The organism is Microbacterium sp. GW821-FHT01D02, assembly GCF_059422585.1.
The window spans coordinates 651,693-666,605 of record NZ_JBWKXB010000001.1 but is presented as its reverse complement, the minus strand read 5'-3'; the positions used below and the strand labels follow the sequence as shown (position 1 = coordinate 666,605).

Below are 14,913 nucleotides of genomic sequence, written 5' to 3'. Positions count from 1 at the left end.
GAGTGCCGCGACCTATTGCTCCAACCTGAGTTGGGACGGCAAAGATGACAACGATGTCGTGGGCACCTGCTATGTCGACACTGGCCGGTCGGTGACCGTCAAGATCTCCTGTCAGTCCCTCCCGGGTCATCAGGCGTTCACGAAGACGAAGGTCATCAAGTCGTCGCAGTCGTTCATCTGGAACACCGGGTGCCACAGCCCGTTCTACTCGAAGGGCGTACTGAGCTACAAGGCGAACTGATCGCTGTCGCGGGTCCCGCCCGGGGCGCCGCGACTCCTATGTGAGCGGAGTGGGTTCGCGTGTGCGCGCGGACCCACTTCCGTCTCGGGCCTTCCCGCCCGGTGGCTCAAGTTGCCGGATGGCTCCAGAGCGTCTAACATAGATCTTTGGTGCTTTGTGCCTTGATTCGGCGTGTCCGTCGGCGCAGCACCACAAACCATTCACCCACCGCAGATCGACCGGTCTGCAGAAGCGTCAGCGAGGCTATGGCTAAGAAAGACGGTGTCATCGAGATCGAGGGCGTGATCTCCGAGGCTCTGCCCAACGCGATGTTCCGCGTTGAGCTCAGCAACGGACACAAGGTCCTTGCAACGATCTCCGGCAAGATGCGGCAGAACTACATCCGCATCATCCCCGAGGACCGTGTGGTCGTGGAGCTCAGCCCCTACGACCTGACCCGCGGCCGTATCGTCTACCGCTACCGCTGATCGGTCGAGAAGTAACGGCCTGCCCCTGACTGGGGCGGTACGAAGACAGCGAACAGGAAACATCATGAAGGTCAACCCCAGCGTCAAGCCCATCTGCGATCACTGCAAGGTGATCCGCCGTCACGGCCGCGTCATGGTGATCTGCAAGAGCAACCCGCGTCACAAGCAGCGCCAGGGCTGAGGCCCCCGCTGTGCGGCACCGCTCGCGCACATCTCACAACTGAATACACACAACGGCAGGATCAGAACCCGCGGAAGCGGGGGACACCTCGGGCGGAGGCCCGGGCACCGATCCTGTTCCACACCTCCACAACACCCAGGAGAACCGCATGGCACGTCTTGCCGGCGTTGACATCCCGCGCGACAAGCGCGTGGTGATCGCCCTTACCTACATCTACGGCGTCGGCCGTACCCGCTCGGTCGAGATCCTCAAGGCGACGGACATCGACGAGAGCATCCGCGTGAAGGACCTCAGCGACGACCAGCTGATCGCCCTCCGCGACCACATCGAAGGCAACTACAAGGTGGAGGGCGACCTGCGCCGCGAGGTTGCAGCAGACATCCGCCGCAAGGTCGAGATCGGCTCCTACGAGGGCATCCGCCACCGTCGTGGTCTCCCGGTCCGTGGTCAGCGCACCAAGACCAACGCCCGTACCCGCAAGGGCCCGAAGCGCACCGTCGCAGGCAAGAAGAAGGCCCGCTAAGCGCGGCCCCAGGGACTAGGAGAACACTTTCATGGCTGCACCCAAGGCCGCCGCGCGCAAGCCGCGCCGCAAGGAAAAGAAGAACATCGCGCTGGGCCAGGCCCACATCAAGTCGACGTTCAACAACACCATCGTCTCGATCACCGACCCGTCCGGCGCCGTCATCGCCTGGGCATCGTCGGGTGGCGTGGGCTTCAAGGGCTCCCGCAAGTCGACCCCGTACGCCGCCGGCATGGCTGCCGAGTCGGCCGCTCGCCAGGCTGCGGAGCACGGCGTCAAGAAGGTCGACGTGCTCGTGAAGGGTCCGGGCTCCGGCCGCGAGACCGCGATCCGCTCGCTGCAGGCCGCCGGCCTCGAGGTGGGTTCGATCCAGGACGTCACCCCGCAGGCGCACAACGGCTGCCGCCCGCCGAAGCGTCGCCGCGTCTGACGCGCGTTCGAGCCGCTCGGTCCTTCGGGTCCGAGCGGCTCGACGCCCGCACGCGGGCATCGACTTCCACAACTCAAAACCTCACCCCACCACATGTCATATAGCGGGCATGTGATCGAAAGGAACACAGAGTGCTTATTGCACAGCGTCCCACACTGACCGAGGAAAAGATCGTCGAGAACCGTAGCCGGTTCATCATCGAGCCTCTGGAGCCCGGCTTCGGTTACACGATCGGCAACGCGCTGCGCCGCAGCCTGCTGTCGTCGATCCCCGGTGCTGCTGTCACCAGCGTTCGCATCGACGGCGTGCTGCACGAGTTCAGCACCATCCCCGGCGTGAAGGAGGATGTCACCGAGATCATCCTCAACATCAAGCAGCTCGTCGTCTCGAGCGAGCGCGATGAGCCCATCACCGCGTACCTGCGCAAGACCGGTGCGGGCGAAGTCACCGCCGCTGACATCTCGGCTCCGGCCGGTGTCGAGGTGCACAACCCCGAGCTCGTCATCGCGACGCTGAACGACACCGCGAAGTTCGAGCTGGAGCTCACGATCGAGCGTGGCCGTGGCTACGTCTCGGCGACGCAGAACCGCAACGAGTACGCCGAGGCCGGTCAGATCCCGATCGACTCGATCTACTCGCCGGTCCTCAAGGTCAGCTACCGCGTCGACGCGACCCGTGCCGGGGAGCGCACCGACTTCGACAAGCTCGTCCTCGACGTCGAGACCAAGTCGGCGATCAGCCCGCGCGACGCCGTCGCCTCGGCTGCGAAGACGCTCACCGAGCTGTTCGGTCTCGCCCGCGAGCTGAACGTCGAGGCCGAGGGCATCGAGATCGGCCCGGCGCCGGTGGAGGCTGTGAACTCCAGCGAGCTGTCGATGCCGATCGAGGACCTCGACCTGTCGGTCCGCTCGTACAACTGCCTGAAGCGTGAGGGCATCAACACCGTTTCTGAGCTCGTCGCCCTGTCGGAGACGCAGCTCATGAACATCCGCAATTTCGGCCAGAAGTCGGTCGACGAGGTGCGCGACAAGCTCATCTCGCTCGGTCTGTCGCTCAAGGATTCGGTGCCCGGTTTCGACGGCGCCCACTTCTACGGCGGCAGCGAAGACGAGTCCTTCTGATACCCGACCTTTCTGACCAGGAGTTAGACGATTATGCCCAAGCCCACTAAGGGTCCCCGCCTCGGAGGCGGCCCCGCACACGAGCGCCTCATGCTTGCCAACCTCGCGGCGGCGCTCTACACCCACAAGTCGATCAAGACGACCGAGACCAAGGCCAAGCGCCTTCGTCCGCTCGCCGAGCGTCTGATCACCTTCGCCAAGCGTGGCGACCTGCACGCGCGTCGTCGCGTGCTGTCGGTCATCGGTGACAAGGAAGTCGTGCACATCCTGTTCTCCGAGATCGCGCCGCTCGTCGCCGAGCGCGAGGGTGGCTACACCCGCATCACGAAGGTCGGCAACCGCAAGGGCGACAACGCTCCGATGGCCGTGATCGAGCTCGTCCTCGAGCCCGTCACCCCGAAGGCGAAGTCGACCAAGAAGGCCGCCGCTCCGAAGGCCGAGAAGGCTGAGAAGCCGGCCGAGGTCGCCGAGGACGCTCCCGCTGAGGAGGCTCCTGCTGAGGAGACCGCCGGCGCCGAGTCGCAGGCCGAGGGCGAAGCAGCCGAGGCTGCCGCCGAGGACGCTGTCGAGAAGAAGTCCGAGTAAGGACCTCGCTCACGAAGAAGCCCGCCGCCCCTTTCCGGGGTGGCGGGCTTCTTCGTCTGCGTGGGGGCTTCGTCTGTATCTCCAGCGGAGCGTCCACCCGTCAGCGGGCGCGAAGGTCCTTGCGGAGGATCTTGCCCGAGCTGGACTTGGGGATCACGTCGATGAACTCGACCTGCCGCACCTTCTCATGCGGCGCGACGTGGGCCGCGACATGCGCCATCACGGCGTCCTCATCGAGCTCCGCGTCGGGCTGACGCACCACGAACGCCTTCGGCACCTCCTGCCCGTCTTCGTCGAACGCGCCGATCACGGCGGCGTCGGCGATGGCGGGATGCTCCAGCAGCACGGCTTCGAGCACGGCGGGGGCGACCTGGTAGCCCTTGTACTTGATGAGCTCCTTGAGCCGGTCGACGATGCGGTAGATGCCGTCATGCGTGACGGTCGCGACGTCGCCGGTGTGCAGCCACCCGTCGGCGTCGAGCATCTCGGCCGTGGCCTCCGGGCGGTTCAGGTAGCCGACCATGACCTGGGGTCCGCGCACCCACAGCTCGCCGGGCTCGCTGGCGCCGTCATCGGGAACGGTCACATCCGTCCCGGTGTCCGGGTCGACCAGCCGTGCCTCGGTGTTCGGCACGAGGGGGCCGATGCTCGAGCGATCGATGTCGCCGCGCGTCTCCGAGATGAGGTTCACGGCCGGGCTGGTCTCGGTCATCCCATAGCCCTGCGTCACGATGCAGCCGAGGCGGTTCGCCACGGCCGACGCGAGCGCTCCATCGAGGGGCGCGGCGCCGGAGAAGATCACCTTCACCGCGGACAGGTCGTACTGGTCGACGATCGGATGCTTCGCGAGGGCGACGGCGATCGGCGGGGCGACGAACACCCACGTGGTGCGGTGTTCCGCGATGATCCGGAGGAACTCGGGGAGGTCGAACCGGGGCATCGTGACGAGTCCTGCACGCTGCCGCAGGGCGAAGTTCAGCAGCACGGTCATCCCGTAGATGTGGAAGAAGGGCAGCACGGCCAGGACGCGGTCGCTCGCCTCGACGCCGAGGACCGGTCGGCACTGCGACACGTTGGCGACGAGGTTCCGGTGCGTGAGCATGACGCCCTTGGGCCGCCCGGTCGTGCCGGAGGAGTAGGGGAGCACGGCCAGATGCGTGGCCGGGTCGAAGGAGACATCCGGTGCACGGTGTCCCTCGCCCAGCAGCTCGGGGAGCGACGGGTGACCCTCGGCGCCGTCGAGCACGATGACGCGGTCGGCCGGGAAGCCGAGTCTCTCCGCGGCGGCCTGGGCACCGGGCAGCAGAGGGGACACCGTCACGAGCCAGGTCGCACCCGCATCGGTGAGCTGGTTGGCGATCTCGTCCGCGGTGTAGAGGGAGTTGATGGTGGTCGCGGTCGCTCCGGCGCGGAGGATGCCGTGGAACACGGTCGCGAAGGCCGGGATGTTCGGGCACAGCACGCCGACGGTGGTGCCCACGCCCACGCCGCGCTCGGCGAGGGCGCCGGCGAAGAGGTCGATCTGCCCGACCAGCTGTCGGTAGGTCGTGGTCGCTCCGCTCACCCCGTCGACGAGGGCGACCGTGTCGAGTTCGGCGTCGTCGAGGCCGCCGAAGAGGAACTCGTGGATGGAGACCTCGGGGATCTCCACGTCGGGATAGGTGCTGCGAACCATGAGATCTCCTTCGATCCGGGGTGGCCGACGACGTCGTCGAATGCGATCCAGTGTCGCATACAACGGCACTGCGTCCCAGGGGTGTCCAGGGCTCAGAAGGCGCCGTTCATCCGGTAGCGGGTGCTCGGCCGGCCCTTCGTCGAGTAGTCGAGCGCGCGGGTGGCGCGCCCGGAGCTGGCGAGGTGCTCCAGATAGCGGCGCGCGCTGACCCGGGAGATGTCGAGGTCGTCGCCGATCTCGCTCGCCGAGGCATCCGGTCGGGCGGAGAGCGCCGTCGACACGCGTTCCAGCGTCTCGGCGCTCAGGCCCTTGGGGATGCCGAAGCGCTGACGGAAGGCGATGATCGCATCCGCGGCCTCCACCCGGCGCACGACGTCGTGGAGCTCGGTGTGATCGCGCAGCAGCAGCGTCGCCCCGATGCCGCCGCCGTCCGCATCGCTGCCCGTGCTCCGCGCGACTAGGACGTGCGAGCCGACGATCACCGGTCGCCCGGCCGATTCGCCCTCCCGCAGGACGGTCGTCAGCTCCTCGCCCAGCACGTCGCTCGCCGGGGCGCCGTCGAGCTCCGCCGCATCCGTGCCGAGGAAGCGCGCCGCGGCGTCGTTGACGAGGGTGATGCGTCCGGCGCCGTCGACCGTGATCACGCCTTCGCTCAGACCGTGCAGCGTCGTCTCCTGGTTCTTCACGAGGGCGGCGATCTGGTGCGGCTCGAGCCGATAGATGCGGCGCCGGATCACCGACGTCACCCAGGCCGACCCGAACACGCCGAGTACGGCCGCAGCGAGCATCGCCGAGATGAGCCAGGTGAGGTTGCCGGCGAACTCCTCGCTCAGCTCCGTCTCCAGGATCCCGACCGACGCGGTGCCGATGACCTCGTCGCGATCGTCGCGGATCGGGACCTTGACCCGCCAGGACGTCCCGAGCGTGCCCGTCTGCGTTCCCACGTAGACCTCGCCGGAGAGCGGGATGGAGGGGTCGGTGGAGACCTTCTCGCCGATCCGTGCCGGGTTCGGGTGCGAGTACCGGATGCCGTCCGCGTTGGCCACGACGACGTAGGCGAGATCGGAGGCCTCGCGGATCACCTCGGCGATCGGCTGGATGGTCGTCGACGGCTCGAAGTCGTCGAAAGCGGCGAGGACGACGGGGAGCGCCGCGATCGACTGGGCCACGGCCTGCATCCGGTCCTTGTACGCCTCGCGGAGCGCCTGCTCCTGGAAGGCGCCGGCGACGATGCCCGTGGCCAGGGTCACCAAGAACACGATCAGCGCCTGCAGCACGAGCAGCTGCACCCGGAGCGTCATCTTCGAGGCCACCTGATCATTCTCGCGGTTGCGCCCCCGCCGTGCGAGCGGGCGACGACGCCGTCCTCGACCAATAGTTCCGAAACTCCGACCAATGGTTTCCGAAGCTTGAGCGGTGGTGTCGCGGCTCCCAGTGTGGACCCACAGCATCACGAACGCTCAAGGAGGAGCGCACATGAAGAACGCACGCATCGGCACCCTGGCCGCCCTCGCGGCGGTGGCCGCACTCACCCTCACCTCCTGCGCCGGAGGCAGCGCAGCGACCGATGACGGCGGGGGAGACGCCAAGGCCGCCGAGGTCACCGACGTCTCGATCGTCGTCCCGGCCGATCCCGGCGGCGGGTGGGACCAGACCGGCCGCGCCCTGTCGCAGGTGCTCACGGAGGACGACCTCGTGAACTCCGCGCCCGTGACGAACGTGGGCGGCGCCGGCGGCACCGTCGGCCTCGCCCAGCTCGCCAACGAGAAGGACCCGAACACCCTCATGGTGATGGGGCTCGTCATGGTCGGCGCGGTCGAGACGAACGCCTCGGCGGTGCGGATCGAGGACACCACCCCGATCGCCCGCCTGACCGACGAACCGCTCGTGGTGGTGGTGCCGGCCGACTCGAAGTACGACACCCTCGAGGACCTCGTGGAGGACATCGTCGACAACGGCCAGGCGGTCACGATCACGGGCGGCTCGGCGGGCGGCGCCGACCACATCCTCGCGGGGCTCATGCTCGAGGAAGCGGGCCTCGACGGGGCCGAGATCGCCGAGAAGCTGAACTACACCCCGAACTCCGGTGGTGGCGAGGCCGTTCCGCTGCTCATCGGCGGCAAGGTGGCCGCGGGCATCTCGGGTGTCGGCGAGTTCGCGCAGCACATCGAGAGCGGTGCGCTCAAGGCGCTGGCGGTGTCGAGCGAGGAACCGGTGTCGCAGCTCCCCGACGTCCCGACCATCACGGAGGAGGGCTACGACGTGGTCCTGACCAACTGGCGCGGCGTGATCGCGCCCGGGGGGATCTCCGACGGGGAGAAGGACGAGCTGGTGCGGGTGATCACCGAGCTGCACGAGTCGGCGGCGTGGACCGAGCAGCTGGAGACCAAGGGCTGGACGGATGCGTTCCTGGTCGGCGCGGAGTTCGACGAGTTCCTCACCGGGAACATCGAAGAGGTCACGGCGACGCTGAAGAACATCGGTCTGGTGCAGTGACATGAGGGTCCCCGCATCGTCGGGGACCGAGGAGCAGGGGGTGCGGGTCGACCACGACGGTCGGCCCGCACGCCGCTCTCCCTCCGTCCCCGTCGGCGAACTCGTGTTCGCCGGAATCATGGTCGCGCTCGGTGTCTTCGCCGTCGTCGGCATCTTCCTGATCCATGTCCCGGTCGGCATGAAGGCCGGTCCGACGGTCTTCCCGATCTTCGTCTCGGTCATCCTGCTCGCCTCCGCCGTCGCCGTGCTGATCGGCGTGCTGCGCGGGGAGCGCGGCGGCGGGGAGGAGGCGGAGGACATCGACGAGAGCCTCCCGACCGACTGGGTCACGCTCGCCAAGCTGGCGGGTCTCGTCGTCGCGCACCTGCTCCTGATCGAGCCGCTGGGATGGGCTCCGGCCGCGGCCCTGCTGTTCGGCGGCGTCGCGTGGTCGCTCGCCGCTAAGCGCTGGTGGATGGCCTTCCTCATCGGGATCGTGGTCGCGCTCGTGATCCAGGTCGTCTTCGGCGGTCTGCTCGGCCTGTCGCTGCCGTGGGGCCCCGCCCTCGGCTGGCTCGGAAGGATGTTCTGATGGACAGTTGGACCCTGCTCCTGGAGGGGTTCGCGACCGCGCTGCAGCCGCAGTACCTCGCCTTCGCCTTCCTCGGCGTCTTCGTCGGCACCGCGGTCGGCGTGCTGCCGGGCATCGGCCCGGCGATGACGGTGGCGCTCCTGCTTCCGCTCACCTACACGCTCGATCCCGCCGCCGCGCTGATCACCTTCGCCGGGATCTACTACGGCGGCATGTACGGCGGCTCGACGACGAGCATCCTCCTGAACACACCGGGGGAGTCGGCCTCGATCGTCACGGCGATCGAGGGCAACAAGATGGCCAGGATGGGGCGGGGCGCTGCCGCACTCGCCACCGCGGCCATCGGATCGTTCATCGCCGGCACCCTGGCCACGCTGGGGCTGACGCTGCTGGCACCGCTGCTCGCGCAGTTCGCGGTGAACCTCGGTCCCGCCGACTACGTCGCCCTCATCGTGATCGCGTTCATCACGGTCGGCGCGCTGATCGGCAGCTCGATCTCGCGGGGCATGCTCTCCCTCGGGGTCGGGCTGTTCCTCGGGCTCGTGGGCACCGACTGGCTCTCGGGACAGCAGCGGTACACGCTCGGACTGCCCGCGCTGTCCGACGGCGTCGACATCGTCCTGGTCGCCGTCGGCCTGTTCGCGGTGGGGGAGACCTTCTACATCGCCGCGCGCCTGCGCCACGGCGGCGTGGACGTCATCCCGGTCACGCGTGGCTGGCGCTCCTGGATGACGAAGGCCGACTGGCGGAGGTCGTGGAAGCCGTGGCTGCGGGGCACCGCGATCGGCTTCCCGATCGGCACGATCCCGGCCGGCGGCGCCGACGTGGCCACGTTCCTGTCGTATGCGACCGAGCGCAAGCTGTCGAAGCACCGCGACGAGTTCGGACGCGGTGCGATCGAGGGCGTGGCGGGCCCGGAGTCGGCGAACAACGCCGCCGCCGCCGGCGTGCTGGTGCCGCTGCTCACGCTCGGCCTGCCGACCACGGCGACCGCGGCGATCATCCTCACCGCGTTCCAGTCGTACGGCATCCAGCCGGGGCCGCTGCTGTTCGAGAGCCAGTCGAACCTGGTGTGGGCGCTCATCGCGAGCCTGTACATCGGCAACGTGATCCTGATCGTGCTGAACCTGCCGCTGGTGGGCATGTGGGTGAAGCTGCTGCAGATCCCGCGGCCGTACCTGTACGCGGGCATCCTGCTGTTCGCGGTGTTCGGGGCCTACGCGCTGCACAGCTCGCCGTCCGACATCGTGATCCTGCTGATCGTCGGCATCCTCGGATACTTCATGCGGAGGTACGGCTATCCCGTGGCTCCGCTGGTGGTCGGGATGATCCTGGGACCGATGGCGGAGGAGCAGCTGCGGAAGGCGCTGCAGCTGAGCCAGGGCGACCTGAGCACCCTGGTGATGCAGCCGTTCGCGGCGATCGCCTACGGTGTGCTCGCGCTGCTGATCGTCGGCGGGCTGTGGCTGCGACGCCGTCAGCGCCGGTACGAGCAGGCGCTCACGGAGTCGATCGCGGTACCGATCAAGGCGGACTCCGAGGTGTGATTCGGACCGGGAGGAGGCCGAGAGTAGGCTGATCCGGTGACTGACGTACAGGCCCCCGCACGAGGGCCTCGTGCCTACACCGCGTTCATCGGCATCGGCCTCCTCGCCGGTCTCCTCTCCGGCCTCTTCGGCGTCGGCGGCGGCACGGTCATCGTCCCCCTCCTGGTGCTGCTGCTGCACTTCGACCAGCGCCTTGCCGCCGGGACCTCGCTGGCAGCGATCGTGCCCACGGCCAGCGTCGGCGTCATCTCCTACGCCACGACCGGGTCGGTGGCGTGGATCCCCGCGATCATCCTCGCGGCCGGAGCCGTGGTCGGTGCGCAGATCGGCACGCGCCTGCTGCCGCGCATCTCGCAGACGGCCCTGCGCTGGGGCTTCGTCGGCTTCCTCGTGGTCGTGATCGTCAGTCTCTTCCTGGTCATCCCCTCGCGCGACGCCGCGTTCGAGCTCACCTGGCTGACCGGCATCGCCCTGGTCGGGGTCGGCATCGGCACCGGCATCCTGGCCGGGCTCATCGGCGTCGGCGGCGGGGTGATCGTCGTGCCCGTGCTGATGCTGGCCTTCGGCACGAGCGACCTGGTCGCCAAGGGCACCTCGCTCCTCATGATGATCCCGACCGCGATCTCCGGGACGATCGGCAACGTCCGCAACCGCAACGTCGACCTCCTCGCCGCGGCGCTCATCGGCGTCTCCGCCTGTACGACCACGGCCCTCGGCGCGTGGCTCGCGACCATCGTCGACCCGACGCTGGGGAACATGCTGTTCGCGGCATACCTCGTCGTGATCGCGGTGCAGATGGCGATCAAGGCGATCAGGGGACGCAAGCGCGGCTGATCCCGCAGGGTGGCCAAGTAGGATCGAGGGGTGGCAGTGAACCAAGATCTGGTCGGCCGGGAATTCCCGCCGACGGCCCCGTACCTCGTCGGCCGCGAGAAGGTGCGCGAGTTCGCTCGCGCCGTCTTCGCCGACGCTCCGCAGCACACCGACGTCAAGGCGGCCCGCGCGGCCGGCTTCAACGACGTCGTCGCCCCGCCCACGTTCGCGATGGTGATCCAGGACCTCACGCTGCAGCAGCTGCTGGCGCAGGAGGACTCCGGCATCGTGCTCGCCCGCACGATCCACGCCGAGCAGCGCTTCACCTACACGCGCCCCATCGTCGCCGGTGACGAGCTCACCGCGCAGCTGCGGGTCACCGGCATCCGGATGATGGGCGGAAACGCCATGATCACCAGCGAGGCCGAGATCACCGATCCCGCGGGCGCCCACGTCGTCACCGCGACCAGCGTGCTGCTCGTCGGCGCCGAGAGCACGGATGAAGGGGAGGCCGCCTGATGGGCTACACCGTCGGAGACGTCCTCGCCGAGCGCACCGTGCACCTGACCCGTGAGTCGCTGGTGCGCTACGCCGGGGCTTCCGGAGACTTCAACCCGATCCACTACCGCGATGACGTCGCGGCCTCCGTCGGGCTCCCCGGTGTGCTCGCGCACGGCATGCTCACGATGGGCATCGCCTCGTCGGTCGTCGTCGCGGCGCTGGACCCGGCCACGCGGATCCTCGACTACGGCGTGCGCTTCACGAAGCCGGTCGTCGTCGACCCGGTCGACGGTGCGGACATCCACGTCGTCGCCACGGTGGGCGCGGTCGATGACGAGGTCGCGCGCATCGACCTCAAGGTCACGTTCGGCGAGACCACCGTGCTCGTCAAGGCGCAGCTGCGCGTCGCCGTCCGATGAGGGCGGTCTGATGCGGGAGATCGAGTCGATCCGGCTCGCGGAGCTGACCACCCTCCGCACGGGCGCGGCACCGGAGCGGATGTTCGAGGCGACGACGACCGAGGGGCTGGTCGAAGCCCTGCGGGAGACGTGGGGGCGCGGCGACGAGTGGTTCGTCCTCGGCGGCGGCTCCAATCTCTTCGTCGGCGACGAGCCCTTCGAGGGCACGGTCATCCGGGTGCGCACCGAGGGCATCGAGGAGCTTCCCTCCCCGCATGCCGGTCGCATCCGTCTGCGCGCGCAGGCCGGACACGGCTGGGACGACCTGGTCGCCTACGCCGTCGCCCACGGTTACGCGGGGCTCGAGGCCATGAGCGGCATCCCCGGCACCGTCGGCGCGGCCCCCGTGCAGAACATCGGCGCGTACGGGCAGGAGATCCAGGAGACGCTGGTCGAGGTCGAGCTCATCGACGAGTCGACCGGCGAGATCTCGACCGTTCCCGCCGCCGAGCTCGGACTCGGCTTCCGCACCTCCGTCCTCAAGCACCACCACGGGAGCGTGCCCCTGCGTCGGGCCGTGATCCTCTCGGTGACGGTCGACCTCCTGGTCGCGGGCGAGCGCGTGGTGCGCGGCGAGCAGCTGCGTCGCGCCCTGGGTCTGACCGATGACACCCCGGTTCCCCTGGGCTGGGTGCGCGAGCGCATCCTCGCGACCCGGGCGTCGAAGGGGATGCTGCTCGATGCGGACGACCCCGACACGCACGGCGTCGGCTCCTTCTTCCAGAACGCGATCGTGACGGCCGCGGTGGCCAGGGCCCTGCCCCCGGAGTGCCCGCGCTGGCCCGTCGCCCCCGACCTCGATGCGGTGACCGTGATCCCGCTCGCGTCCTACGACGGGCAGGTGCCGCCGTCGAAGCCCTCCGTCGTGTCCGACGTGAAGGTGAGTGCGGCCTGGCTGATCGAGCAGGCCGGCATCCGCAAGGGGTTCAAGCTTCCGCGCTCGCGCGCCTCGGTCTCGACGAAGCACGCGCTCGCGCTGACCAACCGCGGCGGCGCCACGGCCGGTGAGGTCGCCGAACTGGCCCGGTTCATCCAGAGCCGCGTGCACGCCGAGTTCGGTCTCGTGCTGCAGCCGGAGCCGGTCCTCGTCGGCGTCGACCTCTAGGGCGTCGGCGGTCGGGACTACACTCGCGGCATGAGCGGACTGATCCCGTACCTGCTGTTCCCCGGCAACGCCGCGGAGGCGCTGCGCCACTACCAGGCCGTGTTCGGCGGTGACCTGCAGTTGCTCGACTACGCCACCGCCGGCCGACACGACGGTCCCGGCGATGCCGTCGCGCACGGGCAGCTGAGCGGACTCGTCGAGCTCGCGGGAGCGGATGCCGGTGCCGATGACGACGCCGTGCAGATGGGCGGCATGTTCCTCTCCCTGCTCGGCACCGCCGACGCCCTCACCCTCACCGGCTGGTTCGACGGGCTCGCCGCCGGCGGCCGGGTGCTCGACGCGCTGCAGCAGCGACCCTGGGGAGACTTCGACGGCACGCTCGTCGACCGCTACGGCATCCGCTGGCTGATCGGCTTCCACCCCGAGGACTGAGGCGTCCCGCTGTCGAAGTAGGGACGAGACGACGGCACGAAGATCAACACGACCGCCGCGGTGGTGAGGGCGAGGCCCGCAAGGCCGGCCCAGAACTCCCAGATCGGGGCCCCTACCGCCGGAACGTAGAGCGCGAGCGGAAGCGGGAACAGCAGGGTCGCGTACCGGGCCCACGACTTTCGTCTTATCACGAGCACCGTGATGGTCGCATAGACGGCCACCGGTACGAAGGGGAGCACACTGAGCACCTGTCGCCACTCTCCTCCCCAGTACCAGAGGAAGGGAGCGACCGCGAGGGCGAGGAAGAAGACCAGCACGGTCACCGTGCTCAGGATGGGGAAGGCCACCCGCAGAGTCACCGGCATCTGCTCATCCTCCTGCTCGCCGTCCGCCATTCCTCCAGTATCCGCGATGTGCTCCTCGCATGCGTCGAGACCCATCGGCGAGTGCAATGGGTGCCGACGAGGTCAGGCGAACAGGCGCTGCAGGCGCTGCACGCCCTCGAGCAGCTGGTCGTCGCCCAGGGCGTACGACATGCGGATGTAGCCGGAGGGGCCGAAGGCCTCGCCGGGGACGACGGCGACCTCGGCCTGGTCGAGGATCAGGTCGGCGAGCTCGAGCGAGGTGGTCGGCGTCACGCCGCCCCAGGTGCGTCCGAGCAGACCCTGCACGTCGGGGTAGACGTAGAACGCGCCGAGCGGGTTCGGCACCACGAGGCCGTCGATCTTCGAGAGCTCCGAGACGATGAGCTGCCGGCGGCGGTCGAAGGCCTGGCGGAACTGCTCCGACTCGTCCTGCGGACCGTTCAGGGCGGCGATCGCAGCCTTCTGGGCGACGTTGTTCACGTTGCTGGTCAGGTGCGACTGCAGGTTCCCGGCGATCTTGATGGCGTCGGCCGGACCGACCATCCAGCCCACGCGCCAGCCGGTCATCGCATAGGTCTTCGCGACGCCGTTGACCAGGATCGTCTGGCCGGCGACCTCGGGCACGGCCTCGACGATCGAAGTGGCCTTGACCCCGTCGTAGGTGAGGTTCTGGTAGATCTCGTCGCTGATGATCCAGATGCCGTGCTCGAGCGCCCACTCGCCGATGGCCTTTGTCTCCTCGGCCGTGTACACCGAGCCGGTGGGGTTCGACGGCGACACGAAGACGAGAGCGGTGGTGCGTGCGGTGCGCGCGGCCTCGAGCTGCTCGACAGTGACCTTGTACTCCTGGTCGGCGCCGGCGAAGACCTCGACGGGCGTGCCGTCGGCGAGGCGGATGGCCTCGGGGTACGTGGTCCAGTACGGCGCGGGCAGCAGCACCTCGTCGCCGGGGTTCACGACGGCCTGGAACGCCTGGTAGACGGACTGCTTGCCGCCGTTGGTGACGATCACCTGGCTCGGGGAGACCTCGAGTCCGGAGTCGCGCAGCGTCTTCGCGGCGATCGCCTCGCGCAGCGCCGGAAGACCCGGAGCGGGCGTGTACCGGTAGCTCGCCGGGTCGGCCAGAGCCTCGGCGGCGGCATCCACGATGAACTGCGGCGTCGCGAAGTCGGGCTCGCCGGCGGCGTACGAGATGACGTTCTTGCCTTCGGCCTTGAGGGCCTTGGCCTTGGCGTCGACCTTGAGGGTCGCGGACTCGGCGATGGCGGACAGCTTGCGGGAGAGAGGTGCGCGTTCGGTCACGATTACGAGCGTACTCGGGTCACCCGTCGGGCCGCCTGGCGAGTCGTCATGAAGAACCTGAGTTCTTTCGCGTCGGAGGAAGAGTCCGGGGAGTCAGCAC

The 14,913-nt window shown here is 68.7% G+C and carries 19 protein-coding genes; 15 read left to right on the top strand and 4 right to left on the bottom strand.

Translation table 11 applies throughout. The features are described from left to right. Window positions 1-91: 91 nt before the first annotated feature. The 7 genes from AC07VM_RS03255 (at window position 92) to rplQ (ending at window position 3,548) form a co-directional block, all read left to right on the top strand. The gene (locus tag AC07VM_RS03255; protein ID WP_494909969.1) at window positions 92-241 is read left to right on the top strand and encodes a hypothetical protein; all 150 of its coding nucleotides are present in this window, start codon (window positions 92-94) and stop codon (window positions 239-241) included. Window positions 242-486: 245 nt separating this feature from the next. Continuing rightward, on the top strand, window positions 487-708 hold the full coding sequence (gene infA / locus AC07VM_RS03250; protein ID WP_017201569.1) for a translation initiation factor IF-1: 222 nt from the start codon (window positions 487-489) through the stop codon (window positions 706-708). A gap of 64 nt (window positions 709-772) precedes the next feature. Then, complete coding sequence (rpmJ, locus tag AC07VM_RS03245) at window positions 773-889, top strand: 50S ribosomal protein L36 (RefSeq protein WP_005050492.1); 117 nt, start codon at window positions 773-775, stop codon at window positions 887-889. A gap of 148 nt (window positions 890-1,037) precedes the next feature. After that, a complete protein-coding gene (gene rpsM / locus AC07VM_RS03240) occupies window positions 1,038-1,412 on the top strand; it encodes a 30S ribosomal protein S13 (protein WP_017201568.1) in 375 nt (124 codons plus the stop codon). Between the two features lie 31 nt (window positions 1,413-1,443). After that, on the top strand, window positions 1,444-1,842 hold the full coding sequence (gene rpsK / locus AC07VM_RS03235; RefSeq protein WP_017829189.1) for a 30S ribosomal protein S11: 399 nt from the start codon (window positions 1,444-1,446) through the stop codon (window positions 1,840-1,842). A gap of 131 nt (window positions 1,843-1,973) precedes the next feature. Then, window positions 1,974-2,963, top strand: a complete 990-nt coding sequence (locus AC07VM_RS03230) for a DNA-directed RNA polymerase subunit alpha (RefSeq protein ID WP_017201565.1) — start codon at window positions 1,974-1,976, stop codon at window positions 2,961-2,963. A gap of 33 nt (window positions 2,964-2,996) precedes the next feature. Then, complete coding sequence (rplQ, locus tag AC07VM_RS03225; RefSeq protein ID WP_494909968.1) at window positions 2,997-3,548, top strand: 50S ribosomal protein L17; 552 nt, start codon at window positions 2,997-2,999, stop codon at window positions 3,546-3,548. 100 nt (window positions 3,549-3,648) lie between these two features. Here rplQ and AC07VM_RS03220 read toward each other — a convergent pair whose 3' ends face one another. Beyond that, the gene (locus tag AC07VM_RS03220) at window positions 3,649-5,223 is read right to left on the bottom strand and encodes an AMP-binding protein (protein ID WP_267415674.1); all 1,575 of its coding nucleotides are present in this window, start codon (window positions 5,221-5,223) and stop codon (window positions 3,649-3,651) included. A 92-nt stretch (window positions 5,224-5,315) separates the two neighbouring features. Continuing rightward, entirely contained in the window at window positions 5,316-6,536 is a 1,221-nt protein-coding gene (locus AC07VM_RS03215) for a PAS domain-containing protein (protein WP_494909967.1), read from the bottom strand. Window positions 6,537-6,699: 163 nt separating this feature from the next. On the opposite strand from AC07VM_RS03215, the gene AC07VM_RS03210 reads away from it, so the two are divergent. Genes AC07VM_RS03210 through AC07VM_RS03175 form a run of 8 tightly spaced genes read left to right on the top strand, consistent with a single transcriptional unit; the run spans window position 6,700 to window position 13,146 of the window. Beyond that, window positions 6,700-7,719, top strand: coding sequence for a Bug family tripartite tricarboxylate transporter substrate binding protein (locus tag AC07VM_RS03210; RefSeq protein WP_267415672.1), 1,020 nt, complete (start codon window positions 6,700-6,702; stop codon window positions 7,717-7,719). 1 nt (window position 7,720) lies between these two features. Then, window positions 7,721-8,290, top strand: coding sequence for a tripartite tricarboxylate transporter TctB family protein (locus tag AC07VM_RS03205; protein ID WP_494909966.1), 570 nt, complete (start codon window positions 7,721-7,723; stop codon window positions 8,288-8,290). Continuing rightward, window positions 8,290-9,837, top strand: a complete 1,548-nt coding sequence (locus AC07VM_RS03200; protein ID WP_494909965.1) for a tripartite tricarboxylate transporter permease — start codon at window positions 8,290-8,292, stop codon at window positions 9,835-9,837. The genes AC07VM_RS03205 and AC07VM_RS03200 overlap by 1 nt, the downstream gene beginning before the upstream one ends. A gap of 36 nt (window positions 9,838-9,873) precedes the next feature. Then, complete coding sequence (locus AC07VM_RS03195; protein ID WP_267415669.1) at window positions 9,874-10,671, top strand: sulfite exporter TauE/SafE family protein; 798 nt, start codon at window positions 9,874-9,876, stop codon at window positions 10,669-10,671. A 30-nt stretch (window positions 10,672-10,701) separates the two neighbouring features. Next, the gene (locus AC07VM_RS03190) at window positions 10,702-11,169 is read left to right on the top strand and encodes an FAS1-like dehydratase domain-containing protein (RefSeq protein ID WP_267415667.1); all 468 of its coding nucleotides are present in this window, start codon (window positions 10,702-10,704) and stop codon (window positions 11,167-11,169) included. Continuing rightward, window positions 11,169-11,570 carry a MaoC/PaaZ C-terminal domain-containing protein gene (locus AC07VM_RS03185; protein ID WP_494909964.1) on the top strand — a complete coding sequence of 134 codons (402 nt, stop codon included), beginning with the start codon at window positions 11,169-11,171 and terminating at the stop codon, window positions 11,568-11,570. The genes AC07VM_RS03190 and AC07VM_RS03185 overlap by 1 nt, the downstream gene beginning before the upstream one ends. A gap of 10 nt (window positions 11,571-11,580) precedes the next feature. Then, window positions 11,581-12,714 carry a UDP-N-acetylmuramate dehydrogenase gene (locus tag AC07VM_RS03180; protein WP_494909963.1) on the top strand — a complete coding sequence of 378 codons (1,134 nt, stop codon included), beginning with the start codon at window positions 11,581-11,583 and terminating at the stop codon, window positions 12,712-12,714. Between the two features lie 30 nt (window positions 12,715-12,744). Continuing rightward, window positions 12,745-13,146 carry a VOC family protein gene (locus AC07VM_RS03175; RefSeq protein ID WP_267415664.1) on the top strand — a complete coding sequence of 134 codons (402 nt, stop codon included), beginning with the start codon at window positions 12,745-12,747 and terminating at the stop codon, window positions 13,144-13,146. On the opposite strand, the gene AC07VM_RS03170 is transcribed toward AC07VM_RS03175, so the two are convergent. Next, window positions 13,104-13,541 (bottom strand): hypothetical protein, encoded by a 438-nt coding sequence (locus AC07VM_RS03170; protein ID WP_494909962.1) that lies wholly within the window; start codon window positions 13,539-13,541, stop codon window positions 13,104-13,106. The genes AC07VM_RS03175 and AC07VM_RS03170 overlap by 43 nt on opposite strands. A 72-nt stretch (window positions 13,542-13,613) precedes the next feature. After that, window positions 13,614-14,813 (bottom strand): pyridoxal phosphate-dependent aminotransferase, encoded by a 1,200-nt coding sequence (locus tag AC07VM_RS03165; RefSeq protein WP_494909961.1) that lies wholly within the window; start codon window positions 14,811-14,813, stop codon window positions 13,614-13,616. Window positions 14,814-14,913 lie beyond the last annotated feature (100 nt).